Here is a 21,253-nt window from a genome sequence, read left to right as displayed (position 1 = left end):
TTCGCCCTCGCCGATCGCCGCCATGTCCTACCGGCATCCAAGGTCTGCACCGGCTCGGCCGTGGCGTGCACTCGCCCGACCAGATGACTCACGTGCGGGCCGTCGGTCAGAGCTCAGATCTGCTGCAAATCCTCGGCGAGGGCGGCCGCATCAGGCGAATAGCACGACCAGAGGACGAGCGTACGAGTGCCGCCGGCTTCGCGAATGTGCCAAGCCGTCTACTCCACGACTCCCCGAACCGCACCTCGTAGCACGTGAAAGCCGCACGTCACCGCCTTGCGGCAACGCAGCATCAGAACCAGCTCAGGACCACCCATTGCCACGATTTCGCCAGGCCCGAACCCGGCCATTAGACCGAGTACGCCGATCCGGCAACCATCGGGTCTCGGCGTGTCGTATACGAAAAGTCCTGCCCATCAGCGGAGTTTTCGCAGCCTCGCCCGCTGTTAGCGTGGCCATCCACTGTGACATCGGGGCGTGAGATGACGATTGCTCTGGAAAGCCAGGACGCCGAGTCCGGCACCGTTCTGGATTATCTGCCGGGTGTGCGCGGGCATGCCGTGCTCGTCCTGGGGCCCGGGCCCGACGACCAGGAATGCCTGGCGATCTGGACCCTCAGCGCCCTCGGCGCCGCGACCGGAGCATGGATCCTGCCGTTGGCCGATCTCGAAAGCGCGCGCCTGCTTCCCATAATGCACATGGTTCGCGGCCGGTGCCTGGTCGGCTGGACCGCGGAAGCGGCCACGGAAGCGCTCGGCAAGGTGGAGGCTCTATTGCCGGCGGAGATGGTCGCGCAGCTGCGCGCCGGGTACCTCACGATTCCGGACCTGGTCGCCGAGATCCGCGAGCTGCGCGCGCACTACACGGAGGAGCTAGCCGCGCACAGTGTCTCGACATCCTCGAAGATCGCTCCGCTGAAGTGGGCGCGAGAACTGCCCAGCGAGGCTGACGAGGTCGGGGTCCTGACCACACGTCCGACCTATGCGGCCAACCCGGCGGCGGCCTCGGCGCTGAGTCTGGTCGGGACGCTGCGTCAAATCATCGATCTCTGGCAGGAGACCGAGGAGGCCCGCTATCGGCGGCCGTACCTGCGTTCGCTGGGTGAGTTGCAGGTTCTCCCGCCACGGTGGGTCGGCCGCCTGCGTGCTGCCGAGTCGGGCTCGGAGGGCTGAGCATGTACGCAGTCGTCGATGTGGAGACCACCGGCACCAGAACCAGCTGGCATGACCGGATCGTGGAGATCGCCGTCGTTCGCGTCGACGAGCGCGGTCGTGTCCGTGACGAGTGGTGCACTCTGGTGAATCCCGACCGAGATCTCGGTCCGCAGGAGATCCACGGCATCACTGCGGCCGAGGCACGCCGCGCACCCTCCTTCGCTGCGTTCGCGGGGCAGATCGTCGAACGTCTCGCCGGTCATGCCGTCGTGGCTCACAACCTGCTCTTCGACGCCGGGTTCCTCACCGCGGAGTTCGGTAAGCTCGGATATCAGGTGCCCATTGCCGCGGGCCGGGGACTGTGCACCATGCGGCTGGCTGCCCACTTCCTACCCACCGCCGCGCGCAACTTGCAGGCGTGCCGGACTGCCGCTGGGCTCCCGGCCCACCGGGCGCACTCCGCGCTCCACGATGCGCGGGCGGCAGCGGAGTTGCTCTCGTACTACCTCAGGGCGTCCGGCAGCCCGCCACCGTGGACGCCACTCGTTCACGAGGCCCAGCGGGTCGCTTGGCCCGATCTGCCCGTCACGGGCGTGGCGCCGGTGACACGCCGCAAGCCGGAGGACCGCGAACCTCACTTCCTCACCCGGCTTGTCGACCGCCTGCCTCGGCTGCGGGACCCCCAAGGGGACTCCTACCTGGATCTGCTCGATCGCGCCCTGCTGGATCGCCACATATCCGCGAACGAGGCGGATCAGCTGGTCGACACCGCTGACCGACTCGGCTTGGCCCGAGTCGATGTGGAGCTGCTTCATCGGCGTTACCTGACCAGCCTGGCGGCGATCGCGTTCGAGGACCTGGTCATAACCGCCGACGAGCGCAGCGACTTGGACAGCGTCGCCGGCCTGCTGGGCCTGACCCCAGCGGACGTCGATGTCGCACTGGCTACGGCCCGCGAAGCGCCGGAACCCGCTCGGACATCGTGGCGACTCAGCCCCGGCGACATGGTCGTCTTCACCGGCAGCATGAACCCGTCGCGAGATATATGGGAGGCGGAAGCGGCGAGATACGGCCTGAACACCGGCGGCAACGTCACGAAGAAGACGCGCCTGCTGGTCGCGGCCGACCCGGACTCGATGTCCGGCAAGGCGAAGAAGGCCGAGCAGTACGGCATTCCGATCGTTCATCCCAGCGCTTACAAGGCCATGCTGGAGAGTCTGGTGCCCGCCGCCTAGGTCATATCCGGGCAGTTCGGGCGCTGACTGCCCGGCCGTGGTCGGGCGGCCGGGCAGTCAGCGCGACGGAAACCTCAGGGCCGGTGGCGCGGGGCGAGCGGGAAGGTTCCCTCGCCGACGTCGGTGAGTGTGCGGGTGTACTGCCTCAGGTAGGTGTCGAGGAACGGCGACCGGTCACCCTGGGTCGGCACGTCGAACCGCGGGTTCTGCAGCGCGAGGTTCAGCCGGGCGCGGGTGATCTCGATCGTGTTGCCGCTCGGGGTGTCGCGCCAGCTCCCGCTGCCGATCGTGCCGATCTGTACGCCGAGCTGGTGGCCCGCCTCGAGGGTCCAGTCAGTGGATTTCAGGTCGAACGCGACGCGGCCCGCTCGTTCGATCAGCGCGACGTTCTCGTCGAACATCACCGCGGTCCCGTCCGGGGCGACGTCCCACAGCCGCACCATGACGTTGCCCGGCGCGCTCGCGTGCAACGTGACCCTCGGAGTGCCGGTGATCCGCAGCCGCGACGCGACCGGCGTCGACCAGGTGAAATAGCCGGGCGCCGGTGCGAGACCCCGGGCGGCGGGCGGAACGGGATCCGTGTAGTGCTCCATGTCCTGCTCCTGACCGGCGGGCGCGGCCAGTGCCGAGGCGACGCCGTCGTCGACGTACTGCCCGTCGAGCAGCTTTGCGCTGGTGAACGAGGACGGCGTCGGCCACGTCGGCTGGGCACGCCACGCGCCGGTGTTGTCCTCGATGGCGTAGGCCGGGTCGTGCACCGCCGGTCGGATGCCCTTCAGGTAGCGGTCGTAGAAGCGCATGACCTCGTCGAAGAACCCGGCTCGGCCCATCAGCAACCGGCCCTGATCGTTCGTCTCGTTACCGCGGACGTGCTCCCACTGCCCGAGCCAGCCCCGCTCGACACCGTGGTGGTTGTCGAGGAATTCCTCCATGTCCTCGGGCTTCGTGTTGTTCTCGATGAAGCCCTGCGTGACGAAGAGCGGGGTGTTCGAACCCTTGGCCTGGGCCGCCAGGTTGCGGGCGCGCCAGTATGGCGAGTCGAGGTCGGGGTTGTTGTTGTTCGTGAGGTTGTCGGCGAGGCACTCGGGGTGGCTCTGCTCGTACGCCGCATTGGCCTTGTAGCGCGCGGTGTCGTCGGGCAGCGGCGCCATCGTGGCGATGCTGTTGTAGGCATTCGGCGTGCCGGTCACGTTGGGACGAGGCACGCCGTTGCTGAACAGGTAGTTGTACATGTTCCACACCGGTTCCTGAGCCACGACCGCTTTCAGGGCCGGCAGGCGCAGGTTGTTACCGACCAGGCCGGTGACGGCGTCGTACGACTTGCCGTACATGCCCACCTTGCCCGTCGACCACGGTTGCGTCGCCGCCCACTTGATCGCGGCCTTGACGTCGGCCTGTTCACCCGGGCCCACCCAGTCGAGGCAGCCGGTGCTCCCGCCGAAGCCTCGCAGGTCGACCATGACATAGGTGTAGCCGCGGGCGAAGAGGCCGGTGCCGCTGGTGAAGTCCGCGAACCGGCTGGACGGGCCGGCCTGCTCCCACCCCTCCGGTCCGGTCTGGCCCGCATGGCTGAAGTAGGAGCTGACGGCGAGGATCACCGGCGTCCGCACATGCGACGGCAGGTTCGCCGGCCGCAGGACGTCGGCGTGGAGCTCGACGCCGCTGTCGTCGGCGGACGGGAAGTAGGCCTCCGTCCACACCGCACCCTCCGGTACGCGGGGGTTCTGCTCGTGGGTGACGCCCGGCGGGGAAGCAGTCGCCGGGCTGCCTGAAGCCAGAGCGGCAACCGTGATCAGCGCTGCGGCTGCCGCTCGTCCGCGTAAACTCATCCGACCTCCAAGAATCGACAACCATCTGTACCGCACCCGAGGCTAACCCGATGATGCATTGAGTAGTGTCGATAAATTTGCCAGGATGGCGCCATGACGACGGCGCGGCGGTTGTTCTCGGCACTGTCGGTAGCGGCGCTGGTGGTGGCCGGCGCCCTCAACGCCGCACCGGCGACGGCGGCGCCACCGCCCGGAGATCCGGACACGCCGTGGCGCATGCGGCACTGGCCGCAGACGCAGCCATGGCAGACCGACGAGGCGGTCACCCTGGGAGGGCCGGCCGGCGCGCCGCAGCCGATCGACCCGCAGCGCTACGAGCTGCCGGACACGATGACCTGGGACGACTACCGGGCTGTGCCGGGCACCGACTGGGCCGACCCGGCGGTGCGCGGCTCGGAACGCACCTTCAACGGCGCGCTGGTGCTGGTCGACTACCCCAACCAGCCGTTCGTGGTCACTCAGCCGGCGAACTCGACGATCTACGGGAATCCGTCCGGCGTGCAGAATCTGGACCGCTCCGCGGTGCCGGCGTTCTATCGGGACTTCCTGAACAAGCCGGGGGCGCTCAACCGGGGTCACACCATCCACGAGTATTGGATGGAGGACTCGAACGGGCGCTTCGGCATCGACCTGAGCGCGTTCGGCGTGTACCGGATGCCGCACGCGAGCCACGAATACGGCATCGAGAACTCCATGCAGCGGGGACTGGGCTGCCCGGCCGGCGACGTGTGCGGGCGCGACCTGCGTGCCGACGCGCGGGCCGCCTGGATCGGGGCGGTCGGCGAGCAGGAGGCCTCCTCGTACGACTTCGTCTTCTTCCTCTCGGCCGGCCAGGACGAGTCGGCCACCTGGCAGGAGTTCGGCCCGATGAAGTTCACCACCAAGGAGGACGTGAGCGAGGAGTTCGGCCCGCCGGACGAGTCCCTGCCGAACTGGAACGCCACCCGGTACGTCGAGTGGACCTCCTGGCAGGCCTCGGCGAACATCTGGCCGAACGCCACCCAGGGCAGCTCACTGCAGGCGGAGAGCTCGGGCATGTCGACGTACGCGCACGAGTTCAGCCACATCCTCGGCATCGGCGACAACTACAACAACCCGTACTCCGTACCGGCTCGCCGCGATTACAGCGGACCGTGGGAGATGCTCAGCCGCGGCACGTTCAACGGCCCCGGCGGACCGCACAGCCGGTGGCTGATCCCGGGAACCGCGGGCTCGTCGATGGGCGCACAGCACATGCTGCGCAACAAGATGAAGCTCGGCATCGTCGACGACTCCGCGGTGCTGAAGCTCTCCCGCGCCGCACTGGCCGAGTCCGGCGTCGTGGTGACCCGGGTGACGGCACGCGCGGTCGACCCCGGCGGGCGCCGGCTGGCCGGCATCAACGTCACCCTGGACGGCGGCGACCGCAGCCCCGCCTGCAACACCGCGGCGGACCCGTACTGCGACGGCGGCGGATACGACAACTACACCCTCGAAGTCGTCGACCGGATGGGCTTCGACTCGTTCACCCCGGACTCCGGCGTGCTGCTGGCGAAGACGAAGAACGCGGACGCCGCGCCGTTCATCTGGACCATCGACGCCAACCCGCAGGACATCGACAAGGTCGACTTCGTGCTGCCGGACGGCACGCCGCAGAAGATGACGATCGGCGACTACCGGCAACTCTCCGACGCGTTGTTCCACGCCGGCACCGGATCGGGCAGCCTCTTCGAGTACGCGGACACTGCCAACCGGCTGCACTTCTACGTCCTGGACCGCAAGCGGGACCGGCACGGCGTGCTCTCGTACGAGGTCGCGGTCCGCTCCCTCGACGGCGCCGGGCCGTCGGTCCGCGGAGTGAAGGCGTCGCCGGCCACCGCCCGCCCCGGTCCGTCCGGCTGGGCCCGGTGCACGATCCCGATCCGCAACACCGGCCGGGCCGCCGACGTCTTCCGGATCTCCGCGCCGGGGGCGGTGCTGCCCCGGGAGGTCGTCGCGGTGGCGGGCCGCCGGCCGGCCTCGGTCGAGGTCTACGTCAAGGGTGTGCCGAAGGTGGCGGTCGAGGTCAGGTCGGAGAGCGACCCGGACGCGACCGCCACGACCTCCTGCAGCGTACGGCGATGACACCCTGCCGTGGAGGCGTCAAGCGCCGGACGACGGCGCCTCCGCGCGGAAGCGGACGGTGAATCCGTCGGCTGAGCGGATCAGGGTCGTGTCGATGTCGAGTTGGTGGACCAGCCAGAGGCCCCAGCCCGGGACCAGCGGGTCCGCCGTCGCCGGCACGAGACCGGCGAGCGGGTCGGCGGGGCCGGGGCCGCGGTCGTGCACGCTGACCACGATGCGGCGCGCGGTGCCCCAGATCCGGACGGTCACCGGTGGCTCGCCGTGGCAGACGGCGTTGCCGACGGCCTCCGAGACGCCGTGGACCAGGTCCTTGACGGCCTTGTCGCCGACCCGGTCGCGGCCGATCTCGATGAGGGTGCGGCGGGCTTCGGCAGGGGTGCGGTCGACCAGTTCGGCCAGGGGCGTACCGGCTTCGAGTGGGTCGGGCGGGGGTGGCAGCTCCTCGAACTCCGGCGGCTCCTGGAACCGCTCACTGGCACAGCGGCACCCGGCTGACGTGATCAGGTGCGGGTGCGTGCGCTCGACCGCGTCGATGACGGCTGCGGAGGCCGTGGTGATGTCGTACAGGCAGCGTCCCCACACCGGGAAGTCCTGCCACACCGTGTTCACCGCGCTCTCGTAGCGGTCCCAGCCCTCGAACTGCCGCCCGTCGCCGGGGTGCGGCACGTCCCCGGCGATCCGGATCTGCCCGACTCCCATGGCGACGTGGAACTCGAACAGCCGCCGATAGGTGGCGATCGCCCGCGCGGGTGTCGCGTACAGCCCCCGGTCGGCGATGAACTCCACCGAGGCCGGGTCGCTCAGCCGGGACCGCAGCAGGTCGGACTTCCGGTCGTCGTAGCCGATCACGACCGCCTCCCCCGCGGCCAGCCCTTCCTCGATGAACGGCACGCTCAGCCCCAGGAACTCTGCGTCGGAGTCGTAGAAGCCGGCCTCGTGGAAGTGGCCCACATAGCCGCGGGCTGCTCCGCTCCTCATCGCACACCTCCAGCGTCCGGGGAGAGCGTGCCCGGCCGGGCGTGACGTAATCATCGATCGGAGAAGACCGATTCGCGGTATTCGCACATGGCGCCCTCACTCGAACGAGTCATCGGATTCACCCCGATTCGGCGGTAGATTTCGCAGTTGTCGACGCGGCGGGGGGGCAGTGGCGAGGATGGGGAGGACATGGCCGAGCTACCGCTGTTCGAGGGACTCGATCTGGGCGATCACATCTGCCTGACCGCCGGGGACGCCGTGCGCCGCCGCGCGCTGGCCGAAGTGGCCCTGGCCGGCCTCCGCGAGGGGCACCGGGTCCTCTACTGCGGCGGCGATGAGGAACTGGCCGGGCTGGACGCCGACGCGGCGCTGAGCTCCGGCGACCTGCGGGCCCCGCCGATCGCGTCGTCCTATCTCACCGGCCGCGTCTTCAACCCGGCGGAGGCGCTGGGGTTCCTGCGGCGGGAGATCGACGACGCGCGTCGTGCCGGTTACCCGGGCCTGCGTCTGCTCAGCGACATGTCGTGGGTGAGCCGCTCGCCGCCCGGGATCGAAGGACTACCCGAGTTCGAGGCACACGCCGGCACGATCCTCGCGGAGGGCTACGCGCTCGCGGTCTGCGCGTACGATCCCGGGCTCTTCGACCCGCCGACGCGGCGCGGGCTGGCTCAGGCCCACTTCGGCTCGGTGGCGGCCGGGGCGCCGTTCGACCCGGACTCCGTGCTGCGGATCCGGCCCACCCGGCAGCCGTTCGGGCTGCGCCTGCAGGGCGAGGCGGACCTGCTGAACCACGCGGCGCTGCGCGCCTCGCTCGACCACCTGCTGGCCGGCATGCCCCAGGAGAAGGGCGGCGCGGTGACGACGGCGACCATCGACCTGTCGGACCTGCGCTTCATCGACACGGCGGCCGCCCGGATCCTGGCGCGGGCGTCCCGGCGAGCCGCCGGCCGAATCCGGTTCATCGGCCGGCCGGCTGCCCTGGCTCGGTTGCTCGATGGACACGACGTCGGCGAGCCGGCCGGCGCCGTCTGACGCAAGCACATCACGAGGACGATTGTCATGACCGTTGCCGCCACCGACTTCCACCATCCGGCCCTGCTCTACTCCGGCAGCACGGAGTACCTGACGGCCGTCTCCGGCTTCGTCCGCTGCGCCGTGGACGACGGCGATCCGGTCCTGATCGCGGTTCCCGGGCGGAATCTGGAGCTGGTCCGCGACGCTCTGGCCGATCTCGGCGACCGGGTCGGCTTCGCGGACATGGCGGTGACCGGCCGCAACCCCGGCCACATCATCCCCGGCGTGCTGCTGCGGTTCGCCGCCGGCCACCCCGGCCGCCGGGTGTCGATCGTCGGCGAGCCGATCTGGCCGGACCGGTCCCCGATGGAGTACCCGGCCTGCGCCGCGCACGAGGCCCTCATCAACGCGGCGTTCGCCGGCCGGGACGCCGCCATCCTGTGCCCGTACGACGTGGAACGGCTCGACCCCGCCGTGGTGGAGGACGCCTGGTCCACTCATCCGACCATGATCGAGAACGGGGTCCTGCGCGACAGCGACCGCTACGCCGACCCGGTGGTGACGGCGGCCGCCTTCAATCAGCCACTGCCACCGCCTCCGCCGGACGCGGATTCGCTGGTCTACCGGGACGCGCTCTCCGCCGTCCGCAGCTTCGTGCGGCGGACCGCAGCCGCGCACCTGACCGAGGTCCGCACCGAGGAACTGGTCCTGGCCGCGAGCGAGGTGGCGGCGAACACCGTCGAGCACACCACGGGCCGCGGACGGGTCACCGTCTGGGCCGAGCCGGACATGGTGGTCTGCCAGTTCGAGGATTCCGGGCACCTGACCGATCCCCTGGCCGGCCGGATCATGCCGCCGGACATCGGGCACTGCGGTTTCGGGCTGGTCCTGGCGAACGAGCTGTGCGATCTGGTGCGCATCCACTCGGTGCCGGCCGGCACCACGATCCGCCTGCAGAAGCTGCGCTGAGCCTATTCGTCATCGGTGAAGACCTCCTCCCGGCGCTTCCGGATCGCCGGCAGGACGGTGATGACCAGCGTCACCACGGCCAGCACCAGCAGGGTCGCCGAGATCGGCCGGGTCAGGAAGACGGCCGGGTCGCCCCGGGAGATGATCAGCGCCCGTCGGAGGTTCTCCTCCAGCAGCGGGCCCAGGACGAAGCCGAGCAGCAGGGGCGCCGGCTCGCAGCCACACTTGATCAGGACGAAGCCGAGGACGCCGAAGACGGCGATGGCGTAGACGTCGAAGGCGTTGAACGCCAGCGAGTAGGTCCCGATCACGGCGAAGAGGACGATCATCGGGAAGAGGATCTGGTACGGCACCCGCAGCAGCCGGACCCAGATGCCGATCAACGGCAGGTTGAGCAGGACCAGCATCAGGTTGCCGATCCACATCGAGGCGATCAGGCCCCAGAAGAGGGCCGGCTCGTCGTTCATCACGTTCGGTCCCGGGGTGATGCCGTGCACGATGAACGCGCCCACCATCAGCGCCATCACCGGATGCGCGGGCAGGCCCAGGGTGAGCAGCGGGATGAACGAGGTCTGCGCCGCCGCGTTGTTCGCCGACTCCGGACCGGCCACCCCTTCGATGGCGCCGTGGCCGAACTCCGAGGGCCGCCGGGAGACGCGCTTCTCGACGGCGTACGAGGTGAAGGACGCCAGCACGTGGCCGCCGCCGGGGAGGACGCCGAGGGCGGAGCCGACGCCGGTGCCCCGCAGGATCGGGCCGACGATGCGGCGGCGATCGGAGGCGGTCGGCCAGAGATGCTCCACGCGGCCGAGCAGCGCCGGGCGCTCCTCGGGCGGGGAGGACAGATTCCGCAGGATCTCGGCGACGCCGAACATGCCGACCGCCACCGAGACGAAGTCGATGCCGCCGTACAGTTCGCGCTGGCCGAGCACGAACCGCGGCGTACCGGTGTAGATGTCTTGCCCGACGGTGCCGAGCAGGATGCCGAGGGCGATCATCGCGAGGGCCTTGAGCGCCGAGCCCCGAGCCAGCGCGATCGACACGATCAGGCCGAAGAGCACGAGCGCGAAGTAGTCGGCCGGGCCGAACCTCAGCGCCACCTCGGCGAGCGGCGGCGCGGCGACGGCCAGGACGACGGTCGCGACGGTGCCGGCGACGAACGAGCCGATCGCGGCCGCCGCCAGCGCCGGACCGGCACGGCCCTGCCGCGCCATCTCGTGGCCGTCGAGGGCGGTGACCGCCGCCGACGACTCCCCCGGCAGGTTGATCAGGATGGCGGTGGTCGAGCCGCCGTACTGCGCGCCGTAGTAGATCCCGGCCAGCATGATCAGTGCGGTGACCGGCTCGAATCCGAACGTGATCGGCAGCAGCATCCCGACCGTGGCGGTGGGCCCGATGCCGGGCAGCACGCCGACCGCCGTCCCGAGCAGCACGCCGGCGAAGCAGTAGACGACGTTCTGGATCAGCAGCGCGGTGGAGAAGCCGAGGAGCAGGTTCTCCATCTCAGAACCACCACAGCGGGATCCGCAGTCGCAGCCCGACCACGAAGATCAGCGTGGCCGCCACGGTGAGTCCGGCCGCCACCACCAGCGCACGCACCGGACGTGCCGCCACCCACCGCGGCTCTGCCAGCGCGGTGAGCAGCGCCGTCACGAACGACGTCGGCACGAAGCCCAGCCTCCGCACGAAATATCCGAAGAATCCGACGGCAGCCACGATGAGGATCACCGCTCGCCAAGGAATCGCCCCGAAGGCGACGCCCGAGTTCTGAAACATGATCGCCAGGCCGAGAACAGCCACGATCACGCCCACCACCAGCGGGAAGAACCCGGGACCCATCCGCAGCAGGGTCCCCCGGTCGTGACTGAGGGACCCCGCCACGAAGGCGCCGCCGATGACGGTGAAGATCCCACCGGCGAGAAGATCCGTGGAGCCGCGCATCTACGAGGGCTGCACGCCGGCGTCGGCGATGACCTTGGCCCAGGTCGTCGTCTGTTCCTCGAGACGGGCCCGATGGGCCTCGGGTGTCGCGTCGGCGGCATCGACCGGCGCGGTGCCGAGCTTGGCCATCTGGTCGATCACCGCCTGGTCGGCGAGCGCGGCCTGGAGAGCCGTGGAGAGCTTGCCGGCGACCTCCGGTGGCGTGCCGGCCGGGACGTACAACCCGTGCCACACGCTGAACTGCAGCTGCGGCATCCCGGCCTCGGTGGTGGTCGGCACCTCGGGCAGCGAGGAGACCCGTTCCGGCGTGGTCACCGCGTACGTTTTCACCTTCCCGGCGGTGATCTGGCCGGTGGTGTTGGTGGTCTGGTCGCACATGACGTCGACCTGCCCGCCGACCAGGTCGGTGAGCGCCGGGCCGGTGCCCTGGTACGGCACCTCCTGCAGTTTCACCCCGGCCGCCGACTGGAACAGCAGCCCGCACAGGTGGGAGGCGGCGCCGATGCCGGCGTTCGCGAGCGTGACGGTGTCCTGCTCGGCCTTCACGTAGGCGGTCAGCTCGGCCAGCGTCGCCGGCGGCAGGTCCGGGCGGGCCACCACGGTCATCGGCACCTCGGTGACCAGCCCGACGGTCGCGAAGTCGTCGAGCGGGGAGTAGCCGAGGTCCTTGTAGAGGGCCGGCGCCGTGGACATGCCGATGTGGTGCATGAGGACGGTGTAGCCGTCCGGCTCGGCTCGGGCGACCTCGCCGGCGGCGACGGTGCCGCCGGCGCCCTCGACGTTCTGCACGACGATCTCGGCGCCGAGCGACTTCGCCATCGGCTCGGCGATCATGCGGGTCACGGTGTCGGTCGGGCCGCCGGCGCTGAACGGCACGACGATGGTGATGTTGTGGTCCGGGTAGTCCGCACCGCCGCCTGCCGGCGCATCCGGGGAGGAACAGGCGGCGACCAGGGCGATCATGGAGAGAGCGGGGATCATGCGATGAGTCATCGACGACTCCTTCCCGGCGGAAGATATCGATGACCGTATTTGCAAACCCGGTTAGATCACTAGAGCTTCGCCAAGACCCAGTCGTGGAATGCGCCGATGTGATGCTCCGAGGGGACGAGAACGCCGCCGCGCGCGTAGGCCCGGGAGCTCATCGCCGGCTGGCAGCGTTCGCAGGCGTCGAAGTCCTGGACGTTGACACGGTGGAAGAGCTCCACCGAGCGGGACACGTCGCGGCCCGAGGCGACGACCTCCTTGGAGTAGAGCCAGTCGCACTCCACGATCGTGCGGTCGGCGGCGACCGGGTACATCCGGTGCAGGATGATGTGGTCCGGGACCAGGTTGACGAAGACCTGCGGCTTGATGGTGACGGCGTAGTAGCGCCGGTCCTGGTCGCCGGTGACGCCGGGCAGCTTCGCGAAACCCTCGCCGCCGTCCACGGTGAAGCCCTGGATCTCCGGGCCGAAGGACGCGCCGTGCCCGACGTAGTACTGCGCCGCGTAGCCGCCGGCGAACTCCGGCAGCACCTCGGTGAGCTCCGGGTGGATGGTCGCGCAGTGGTAGCACTCCATGAAGTTCTCCACGATCAGCTTCCAGTTCGCACGCACGTCGTACCGGATCCGCCTGCCGACCTCCAGATCCTCGATCTCGTAGGAGTCGATGGCCGAGAGGTCGCCGAGCCGCTCGGTGACCGCGCCCATCACGTCGTCCTCGAAGGCCGGCGGCCGGTCCGCGAGGCACACCCAGACGTACCCGATCCACTCCCGCAGATGCACGCCGACCAGGCCGTACTCCACCCGGTCGACATCGGGCATGCTGGTCAGGTTGGGGGCGGCGATCAGCTTGCCGTCCAGGCCGTAGGTCCACGCGTGGTAGGGGCACTGCAGCGCCCGCTTCACCGTTCCGCTCTCCTCGACGCAGAGGCGCGCGCCCCGGTGCCGGCAGATGTTCAGGAAGGCGCGCAGCCCGCCGTCACGACCGCGGACGATCAGCACACTCTCCCGTCCGACATCGACCGACCGGAAGCTGCCGGCGGTGGGGAGGTCAGCGGCACGGGCCACGCAGAACCACATCGTCTCGAAGATGCGGGACTGCTCGAGAGCGAATATCTCAGGGTCGGTGTAGTAGTGGCCGGGAAGAGTCGGCATGAGGCTTTCGGTCACGGTGATAACCCTCTAACGGCGAATGCGTTCCATCTGCGGGTCGAAGAGCGGCTCGGCCCTCACGGTCGCCGCCAGACGCTCGCCGAAATAGTCGACGGCGACCGCGGCGCCGGGCACCGAGAGCGTTGCGGGAAGCCAGGCATAGGCGACGGTCCGCCCGACGCTGTAACCATAGGAGGCACTGGTCACGTAGCCGACAGGTAAGCCATCGGCGTACACCGGTTCCTTACCCATCACCACCGCGCCGGCATCGTCGAGCGTCAAGCACGTGAGCCGGCGCGAAGGCGACGATCTCCGGAGCAGAGAATCACGGCCGACGAATGCGCCCTTCTCCATTTTCACGGCGAATTCCAAACCCGCCTCGTACGGGTCGTGCTCAGCTGTGACGTCCGTTCCCCACCCGCGATATCCCTTCTCCAATCGAAGGCTGGTGAACGCGCTCCGCCCGGCCGCGATGATCCCGTGGTCCTGCCCGGCGGCCCATAGCGTGTCCCAGAGCTTGAGGCCGAGATCGGCAGTGGTGTAGAGCTCCCAGCCCAGCTCCCCGACGTACGACAGGCGCAGGGCCGTCACCGGCACCTCCCCGATGTAGGCCCGCTGCGCGCGGAAGTAGCGCAGGGCCGTGTTGGAGAAGTCCGTGCTGGTCAGCGGCTGCAGGACGGCCCGGGCCAGGGGTCCCCACAGGCCGATGCAGCAGGTGCCCGCGGTGATGTCGCGGACCTGCACGGACCCGTCGGCGGGCAGGTGCCGCCGCATCCAGTCCTCGTCGATCGGACCGTTCGCGCCGACCTGGAACGTCTGCTCGCCGAGGCGGGCCACGGTGAGGTCGCTGCGGACGCCGCCGTCCACGTCGAGCATCAGCGTGTAGGTGACGGCGCCGACCGATTTCGACACGTCGTTGGTGGTGAGCCACTGCAGGAAGTCCAGGGCGCCGGGGCCGGTCACCTCGAGGCGTTTCAGCGGTGTCATGTCGTACATCGCCACGCGTTCCCGGGTGACGACCGCCTCCGCCGCGGCGATCGGCGACCAGTAACGCGCCGACCAGGCGTCCCGTGGCGGCAACGGGACCTCCGGAAGGCGGGCGTTCCCCTCGTACCAGAAAGGTCGCTCCCAGCCGGAACCCTCCAGGAAGACCGCGCCCAGCTCGCGCTGCCGGGGATGGAAGGGGCTGGTGCGCAGCGGGCGCGGCCGTTCCATCGGCTGCAGCGGGTGGACGATGTCGTAGACCTCGATGAAGTTCTGCTTGCCGCGCTCGGTGATGTAGCTCGGGGCGAGCTGCACGTCCTCGAACCGGTGCAGATCGCATTCGTGCAGGTCGACGCCGGGCCGGCCGTCCGCGAGCCACTGCGCCACGGCGCGCGCGGCGCCGGCCGAATGCGTCACCCAGACGGCCTCGGCCACCCAGAAGCCGGCCAGGTCGCGGTGCTCGCCGAGCAGCGGGAAGCCGTCCGTGGTGAACGAGAAGATGCCGTTCATGCCCTCCTCGACCTTGGACGTGGCGAGTTCGGGCAGCAGCGTGACGCTCTCCCGCCAGGCGGGCGCGAAGTCGTCCTCGGTGAACGGCAGCACGCTCGGCATGGCCGGCGGCTCTCCGAGATCGCCGACGAGCAGCGGGCGATGTCCGTAGTAGCCGATCCCCAGCCGATCACCGTGCGCGCGGTAGTAGAGGTCCTGGTCCTGGTGCCGGAGGATCGGAACCTCGTCGGACAAGGACGCGACGGGACCGGTCCTGGCGTACTGATGGGCCAGCGGCAGCAACGGGATCGTCAGGCCGGCCATCCGCCCGATCTCCGGACCCCAGAAGCCGGCCGCGCAGACCACCACGTCGGCCGGGAGGAACCCCTGATCGGTCTCCACCCCGGTGACCCGGCCACCCGCGCGACCGATGCCGGTCACCAGGCAGGAGCCGATGAACCGGGCGCCGCGCGCGATCGCCCGTGACGCCTGCACGGTCACCGCGCCGACCGGATCGGCCAGCCCATCGGCCGGCACGTGGAAACCACCGAGGATCCGCCCGGGGTCGAGCAACGGATGCAGCGCGGCGCAGGCGACCGGGTCGATCAGCTCGCTCGCGACCCCCCACGACGTGGCCCAGCCGCGCTTGCGGCGGAGGTCGTGCAGGCGGGCCTCGGTCGTCGCCACCTCCAGACCGCCGACCTGCCGGAAGACGCCGAGACCGGTGAGCTTGGCGACGGTGTACGCGGCCAGTTCGGTCATGGTCTTCGACGGGTTCGTCTGGAAGACCAGTCCGGGAGCGTGCGAGCTGGAGCCGCCGGTGGTGAAGAGCGGGCCGCGGTCGACGACCGTCACATCGGTCCAGCCACGCTCGGTGAGCTCGTCCGCGAGGGCGCTGCCGACCACGCCGGCGCCGATGATGACTACGCGAGGGGTCATAGGTATCCACCTGTTTGCGTTTCACGAAGCGCAACTCACGCTGGAATACGCAACAGCTTGAGCGCGCCGGGCAACAGGCGTCAAGACCGCCGATTGTTAAAAAGACGCTCCCATCCGGCCGCTCACTTCAGCGGCCGCCGCGATGACCCGCTCGGCGATCGCCGGGAAACTCGCCCGATCCAGCCGGTACGCCGGGCCCGACACGCTCAGGGCCGCGATCACCGATCCGTCCGCGCCCCGGATCGGCGCGGCCACGGCGTTGAGCCCCACTTCGTACTCCTCGGCCGTGAACCCCCAGCCGGCCTCCCGGATCTGCGCCAGCTGGCGGCTCAGCTCGGCCCCGTCGGTCACCGTCGCCGCGGTGAAGCGCTCCAGATCGCCGTCCGCCATCTCTGCCTGCGCGAACGCGAGCAGGACCTTGCCGCTGGACGTGGCGTGCAGCGGCGTCTGCCGGCCGACCCAGTTGTGGCTGCTGATCGACGCGGCGCCCCGGCTCTGGGTCACGTTCACGGCCCGGCCGCTGTCCAGGATCGCGATGTTGACGGTCTCCCCCAGATCGGCGGCGAGCCGGTCGCAGGCCTCGTTGCCCTGGCGGCTCAGGTCGAGCTGCGCCGTGACCGCGCCGGCCAGCCGGACCACGCCGAGGCCGAGGCGGTACGTCCCGCGCTCCTGCGTCTGCTCCACGAACCCCCGGCTCTCCAGCGCGGCGAGCAGCCGGAACGCCGTCGACTTGTGAACGCCCAGCTCCCTGCCGATCTCGGTGACGCCGGCGCCCTTCCGCCGCGCCAGGATCTCCAGGATGCTCAGCGCGCGGTCGACGGACTGGACGGGAGCCGGATTGTTGTTGCTCATGGCGCAACGATAAGCCAGTCATTTCCGGGAAGTTGCAACACGTGACCGGACATTGACGCTCTCTTGACTATCGATCTCCGCCCCGGGCAGGCTGTTGCGCGTCTCACTCGCTGTTTCGTGTTCCACAACGGAGGCGGTTACAGGCGTGGAGAAAGTCGGGATTGTCGGTGCCTCCCTCGCGGGTCTGGCAGCCGCACGCGCCCTGCGCCGGCAGTCGTTCGCGGGCGAGATCATCGCGATCGGCGCCGAGCGTCATCAGCCCTACGACCGCCCGCCACTGTCCAAGGAGTTCCTGACCGGCGCCGCCACGATCGACGACCTCGTGCTCCCGGCCTCTAGCGGCGATCTTGGAGTGACCTGGCGGCTGGGTGTCGCGGCCACCCGGCTCGACGCCCGCAACCGCAGCATTCACCTGGACACCGGCGAGGAGATCCGGGTCGACGGGGTAGTGATCGCGACCGGTGCCAGGGCACGGCAGCCGTCCTATCCGGGCGTGCACACGCTGCGGACCGTGGACGATGCGATCGCCCTGCGCGACGCATTGAAAGCGGGAGGCAAGGTCGTCGTCATCGGCGCCGGCTTCATCGGCGCCGAGGTGGCCTCCAGCGCGCGGTCGCTCGGCCTGGACGTGACCGTCGTGGAGGCGCTGCCCACGCCCCTCGCCGGACCACTCGGACCGGAGATGGGCGGGATCTGCGCTCGTCTGCACGCCGACCACGGCACCCGGCTGCTCACCGGCATCCCCGTCAGCGGAGTCCACGACAACCAGGTCGAACTCGCCGACGGAACCCTGCTCCCGGCCGATGTCGTGGTGGCCGGCATCGGCTCACTGCCCAACGTCGCCTGGCTCGCCGACTCCACGATCGACATGACGAACGGCGTCGTGATCGCCCCGGACGGTTCGACGAACCTCCCCCACGTGGTAGCGACCGGCGACTGCGCCATCCAGCGCGGAAGCATCCGCTCCGAACACTGGACCTACGCCGTCGAACACCCCAAGATCGCCGCCGCCACGCTGCTCGGCACGACCGCCCCTGCGCCGCGAGCGCCCTACTTCTGGTCCGACCAGTACGGCGTCCACCTGCAATTCGCCGGCCACCGCGAAGCCGGCGACAGCGTCCGGATCGTCGAGGGCGACCCGGAGGAGCGCAGCTTCCTGGCCGTCTACGAACGCGGCGGCCACCCGGTGGCGGTGCTCGGCATGAACCAGCCACGACTGTTCACCCAGTGGCGCCGCCGGCTGACAGCCGTTCCTCAGGAGGCCTGATGTTGCAGCCCGTCTGCCCGCTCAGCGCCATCCCCCGCGGGGAGGCGTACCGGTGGGAGAGCGACCCACCCGTCGCGATCTTCCACACCGAGGACGGTGAGGTGTTCGCGATCGACGACACCTGCACCCACCAGGACGCCTCGCTCGCCGACGGCTGGCTGGAGGGCTGCGAGGTGGAGTGCCCGCTGCACGCCTCCCGGTTCGACCTGCGCACCGGCGCTGTGGACCAGCCGCCGGCGAAGCACCCGGTGCGCACCCACCGGGTCGAGGTGACCGGTGGTGTCGTGCACGTCGCGCTCCCGGAAGGGGCACGCCCATGACCACCCGGTACGACTTCGTGATCGTGGGCGGCGGCTCGGCCGGCAGCGCGCTCGCGAACCGTCTCTCCGCCGACCCGGGCACGAGCGTCCTGGTCCTCGAAGCGGGCCGTCCCGACTACCCGTGGGACGTCTTCATCCACATGCCGGCGGCGCTGACCTTCCCGATCGGCAGCCGATTCTACGACTGGAAGTACGAATCGGAACCCGAGCCGCACATGAACGGCCGCCGCATCTACCACGCCCGCGGCAAGGTGCTCGGCGGTTCCAGCAGCATCAACGGCATGATCTTCCAGCGCGGCAATCCCCTCGACTACGAGCGGTGGGCGGCCGATCCCGGCATGGGCGGCTGGGACTACGCGCACTGCCTGCCGTACTTCAAGAAGATGGAGAACTGCCTCGCGGCCGAGCCGGACGACGCGTTCCGCGGCCACGACGGCCCGCTGGTGCTGGAACGCGGGCCGGCCACGAACCCGCTGTTCCAGGCCATGCTGGCGGCGAGCCGGGAGGCGGGCTACCCGCCCACCACCGACGTCAACGGGGAGCGGCAGGAGGGTTTCGCGGCGTTCGATCGGAACATCAGCCGGGGGCGGCGGCTCTCGGCGGCCCGGGCCTACCTGCACCCGGCGATGAAGCGGCCCAACCTCACCGTGAGGACCCGGGCGCACGTCAACCGGGTGATCTTCGAGAACGGGAGAGCCGTCGGTGTCGAGTACGGCAACGGTAAGAGGGTGCACGCCGGTGAGGTGATCCTCTGCGGCGGGGCGATCAACACACCGCAGATCCTCCAGCTCTCCGGCATCGGGCACACCGAGGAGCTGACCGCGCTCGGCATCGACACCGTCCACCACCTGCCCGGCGTCGGCGAGAACCTCCAGGACCACCTCGAGGTCTACATCCAGTACGCCTGCACGCAGCCGGTGTCGGTGCAGCCGTACCTGAAGTGGCGGCACCGGCCGTGGATCGGCGCGCAGTGGCTGTTCCTGCGCAGCGGCCCGGCCGCGACGAACCACTTCGAAGCCGGCGGGTTCGTCCGCGGCAACGAGACCGTGGCGTACCCCAATCTGATGTTCCACTTCCTGCCGATCGCGGTCCGCTACGACGGCTCGGCGCCGGCCGGCGGCCACGGCTACCAGGTGCACGTGGGCCCGATGTACTCGGACGCCCGCGGCAGTGTGAAGATCCGCAGCCGGGATCCGCGGGAACACCCGGCGCTGCGGTTCAACTACCTCTCCACCGACCAGGACCGGCGCGAGTGGGTCGAGGCGGTCCGGGTCGCGCGGAACATCCTCAACCAGCCGGCCCTCGCCGCGTTCAACGGCGGCGAGATCTCGCCGGGAACGGACGTGCGAACCGACGAGCAGATCCTCGACTGGGTGCGCCGGGAGGGCGAGACGGCGCTGCACCCGTCGTGCACGGCCCGGATGGGCGTCGACGACATGTCGGTGGTGGACCCCGCGACCATGCGGGTCCACGGTGTGGAGGGTCTGCGGGTGGTGGACGCGTCGGTGATGCCGTACGTGACGAACGGCAACATCTACGCCCCGGTCATGATGGTCGCCGAGAAGGCCGCCGACCTGATCCTGGAGAACACCCCGCTGGCCCCGGCCGAGCTGGGCGGCAGCCGGTGAACGAGCGGGAGATCCGCTGCCCGGCGGACGGCACCCTGGTCGCGACGGTCCGCGAGTTCAGCCGCGAGGACACCGTCGCGGCCATCGAGACCGCCCGGCGGGCGTTCGACGAGGGACCGTGGCCGCGCACGCCGGCGGTGGAACGCGGCGCGCTGCTGCACCGGGTCGCCGGCCTGATCGACCGGGACGCGAAGGAGCTGGCCCGCGCCGAATCGCTCGACACCGGCAAACGCCTGGTGGAGAGCGAGTACGACATGGCCGACGTGGCGGCGTGCTTCCGCTACTACGCCGGGATCGCCGCGACCGACGACGCCGGCCGGGTCGTCGACACCGGCCGCCCGGACGTGGTCAGCCGGGTCGTGCACGAGCCGGTCGGCGTCTGCGGCCTGATCACCCCGTGGAACTATCCGCTGCTCCAGGCCTCCTGGAAGGTCGCGCCCGCCCTTGCGGCGGGTAACACGTTCGTCCTGAAGCCCAGCGAGCTGACCCCGTCGACGTCGATCCTGCTGATCCGGCTGCTCACCGAGGCCGGGCTGCCGGACGGCGTCGCGAACCTGGTGCTCGGCGCCGGGCCCGAGGCCGGCGCGCCGCTGGCCGAGCATCCGGGCGTCGACCTGGTCTCGTTCACCGGCAGCCTGGCGACCGGGCGCACGCTGATGGCCGCCGCGGCCGGGACCGTGAAGCGGGTGGCGCTGGAGCTGGGCGGCAAGAACCCGAACGTGGTCTTCGCCGACGCCGACTTCGCGACCGCCGTGGACTTCGCGCTCACCGCCGTCTTCCTGCACTCCGGGCAGGTCTGCTCGGCCGGCGCGCGGCTCATCCTCGAGGAGTCGATCCACGACCGGTTCGTGGACGCCGTCGTGGAGAGGGCGAGCCGGATCCGGCTGGGCGGCCCGTTCGACCCGGACGCCGAGGCCGGGCCGCTGATCTCGGCGGCTCATCTCGCCAAGGTCGAGGACTACGTCGCCACCGGTCTCGGCGAGGGCGCGGTGCTGCGCTGCGGCGGGCGCAATCCCCACGGACTCTTCTACCTGCCGACCGTCCTGGACGGCTGTCATGCGGGCATGACCGTCGTCCGCGACGAGTCGTTCGGGCCGGTGCTCACCGTGGAGACGTTCACCGGCGAGGACGAGGCGGTGCGGATCGCCAACGACACCGACTACGGGCTGGCCGGGGCGGTCTGGACGACGGACGCCGCCAAGGCGCAACGGGTCGCGCGGCGGCTGCGGCACGGCACCGTCTGGATCAACGACTACCACCCGTACGTGCCGCAGGCCGAGTGGGGCGGGTTCAAGCAGTCCGGCATCGGCCGCGAGCTGGGCCCGAGCGGACTCGACGAGTACCGCGAGACGAAGCACATCTGGCAGAACACCGATCCCCGCCCGCAGCACTGGTTCCAGCCCTGAGGAGACAACA

At 70.1% G+C, this 21,253-nt stretch carries 17 protein-coding genes; 9 read left to right on the top strand and 8 right to left on the bottom strand.

The window, feature by feature from the left end; all coding sequences use genetic code 11:
- Positions 1 to 482 precede the first annotated feature (482 nt).
- On the top strand, positions 483 to 1,172 hold the full coding sequence (locus EP757_RS27535; RefSeq protein ID WP_127550800.1) for a DUF6218 family protein: 690 nt from the start codon (positions 483 to 485) through the stop codon (positions 1,170 to 1,172).
- Positions 1,173 to 1,174: 2 nt separating this feature from the next.
- Positions 1,175 to 2,389, top strand: coding sequence for an exonuclease domain-containing protein (locus EP757_RS27530; RefSeq protein WP_127550798.1), 1,215 nt, complete (start codon positions 1,175 to 1,177; stop codon positions 2,387 to 2,389).
- A 74-nt stretch (positions 2,390 to 2,463) separates the two neighbouring features.
- Here the strand turns inward: EP757_RS27530 and EP757_RS27525 are convergent, their stop codons facing one another.
- Positions 2,464 to 4,218, bottom strand: coding sequence for a CocE/NonD family hydrolase (locus EP757_RS27525; RefSeq protein WP_127550796.1), 1,755 nt, complete (start codon positions 4,216 to 4,218; stop codon positions 2,464 to 2,466).
- Positions 4,219 to 4,311: 93 nt separating this feature from the next.
- Here EP757_RS27525 and EP757_RS27520 point away from each other — a divergent pair, with 93 nt between their 5' ends.
- Positions 4,312 to 6,321 carry a M6 family metalloprotease domain-containing protein gene (locus EP757_RS27520; RefSeq protein WP_127550794.1) on the top strand — a complete coding sequence of 670 codons (2,010 nt, stop codon included), beginning with the start codon at positions 4,312 to 4,314 and terminating at the stop codon, positions 6,319 to 6,321.
- A gap of 18 nt (positions 6,322 to 6,339) precedes the next feature.
- Here EP757_RS27520 and EP757_RS27515 read toward each other — a convergent pair whose 3' ends face one another.
- Entirely contained in the window at positions 6,340 to 7,299 is a 960-nt protein-coding gene (locus tag EP757_RS27515; protein ID WP_160165900.1) for a sensor histidine kinase, read from the bottom strand.
- Positions 7,300 to 7,488: 189 nt separating this feature from the next.
- Between EP757_RS27515 and EP757_RS27510 the strand changes: the two genes are divergently transcribed.
- Positions 7,489 to 8,331 (top strand): MEDS domain-containing protein, encoded by an 843-nt coding sequence (locus tag EP757_RS27510; protein WP_127550790.1) that lies wholly within the window; start codon positions 7,489 to 7,491, stop codon positions 8,329 to 8,331.
- 27 nt (positions 8,332 to 8,358) lie between these two features.
- Entirely contained in the window at positions 8,359 to 9,282 is a 924-nt protein-coding gene (locus EP757_RS27505) for a sensor histidine kinase (protein ID WP_127550788.1), read from the top strand.
- Positions 9,283 to 9,284: 2 nt separating this feature from the next.
- On the opposite strand, the gene EP757_RS27500 is transcribed toward EP757_RS27505, so the two are convergent.
- The 6 genes from EP757_RS27500 to EP757_RS27475 form a co-directional block, all read right to left on the bottom strand.
- On the bottom strand, positions 9,285 to 10,784 hold the full coding sequence (locus tag EP757_RS27500; protein ID WP_127550786.1) for a tripartite tricarboxylate transporter permease: 1,500 nt from the start codon (positions 10,782 to 10,784) through the stop codon (positions 9,285 to 9,287).
- 1 nt (position 10,785) lies between these two features.
- Positions 10,786 to 11,223: a tripartite tricarboxylate transporter TctB family protein gene (locus EP757_RS27495; RefSeq protein WP_127550784.1), complete on the bottom strand. Its 438-nt coding sequence runs from the start codon at positions 11,221 to 11,223 to the stop codon at positions 10,786 to 10,788.
- On the bottom strand, positions 11,224 to 12,216 hold the full coding sequence (locus EP757_RS27490; RefSeq protein ID WP_127550782.1) for a tripartite tricarboxylate transporter substrate-binding protein: 993 nt from the start codon (positions 12,214 to 12,216) through the stop codon (positions 11,224 to 11,226). It abuts the gene before it with no gap.
- A gap of 59 nt (positions 12,217 to 12,275) precedes the next feature.
- The gene (locus EP757_RS27485; RefSeq protein WP_232050030.1) at positions 12,276 to 13,376 is read right to left on the bottom strand and encodes an aromatic ring-hydroxylating dioxygenase subunit alpha; all 1,101 of its coding nucleotides are present in this window, start codon (positions 13,374 to 13,376) and stop codon (positions 12,276 to 12,278) included.
- A gap of 12 nt (positions 13,377 to 13,388) precedes the next feature.
- Positions 13,389 to 15,770 (bottom strand): FAD-dependent oxidoreductase, encoded by a 2,382-nt coding sequence (locus tag EP757_RS27480; protein WP_174262449.1) that lies wholly within the window; start codon positions 15,768 to 15,770, stop codon positions 13,389 to 13,391.
- Between the two features lie 96 nt (positions 15,771 to 15,866).
- Positions 15,867 to 16,622, bottom strand: coding sequence for an IclR family transcriptional regulator (locus tag EP757_RS27475; RefSeq protein WP_127550778.1), 756 nt, complete (start codon positions 16,620 to 16,622; stop codon positions 15,867 to 15,869).
- 145 nt (positions 16,623 to 16,767) lie between these two features.
- On the opposite strand from EP757_RS27475, the gene EP757_RS27470 reads away from it, so the two are divergent.
- From EP757_RS27470 to EP757_RS27455, 4 genes are read left to right on the top strand one after another with little or no spacing between them, the layout of a single operon-like run.
- A complete protein-coding gene (locus EP757_RS27470; RefSeq protein ID WP_174262448.1) occupies positions 16,768 to 17,889 on the top strand; it encodes an NAD(P)/FAD-dependent oxidoreductase in 1,122 nt (373 codons plus the stop codon).
- Positions 17,889 to 18,209, top strand: coding sequence for a bifunctional 3-phenylpropionate/cinnamic acid dioxygenase ferredoxin subunit (locus tag EP757_RS27465; RefSeq protein WP_127550777.1), 321 nt, complete (start codon positions 17,889 to 17,891; stop codon positions 18,207 to 18,209). Before EP757_RS27470 ends, EP757_RS27465 begins: the two co-directional genes overlap by 1 nt.
- Complete coding sequence (gene betA, locus EP757_RS27460) at positions 18,206 to 19,837, top strand: choline dehydrogenase (RefSeq protein WP_127550775.1); 1,632 nt, start codon at positions 18,206 to 18,208, stop codon at positions 19,835 to 19,837. Before EP757_RS27465 ends, betA begins: the two co-directional genes overlap by 4 nt.
- Positions 19,834 to 21,243, top strand: a complete 1,410-nt coding sequence (locus EP757_RS27455) for an aldehyde dehydrogenase family protein (protein WP_127550773.1) — start codon at positions 19,834 to 19,836, stop codon at positions 21,241 to 21,243. Before betA ends, EP757_RS27455 begins: the two co-directional genes overlap by 4 nt.
- Positions 21,244 to 21,253: the final 10 nt, after the last annotated feature.

The sequence above is a fragment of the Actinoplanes sp. OR16 genome (assembly GCF_004001265.1).
In the GTDB taxonomy this organism is placed as follows: domain Bacteria; phylum Actinomycetota; class Actinomycetes; order Mycobacteriales; family Micromonosporaceae; genus Actinoplanes.
Note: the sequence above shows the minus strand (reverse complement) of the source record. Positions and strands in the feature narration are given on the sequence as shown.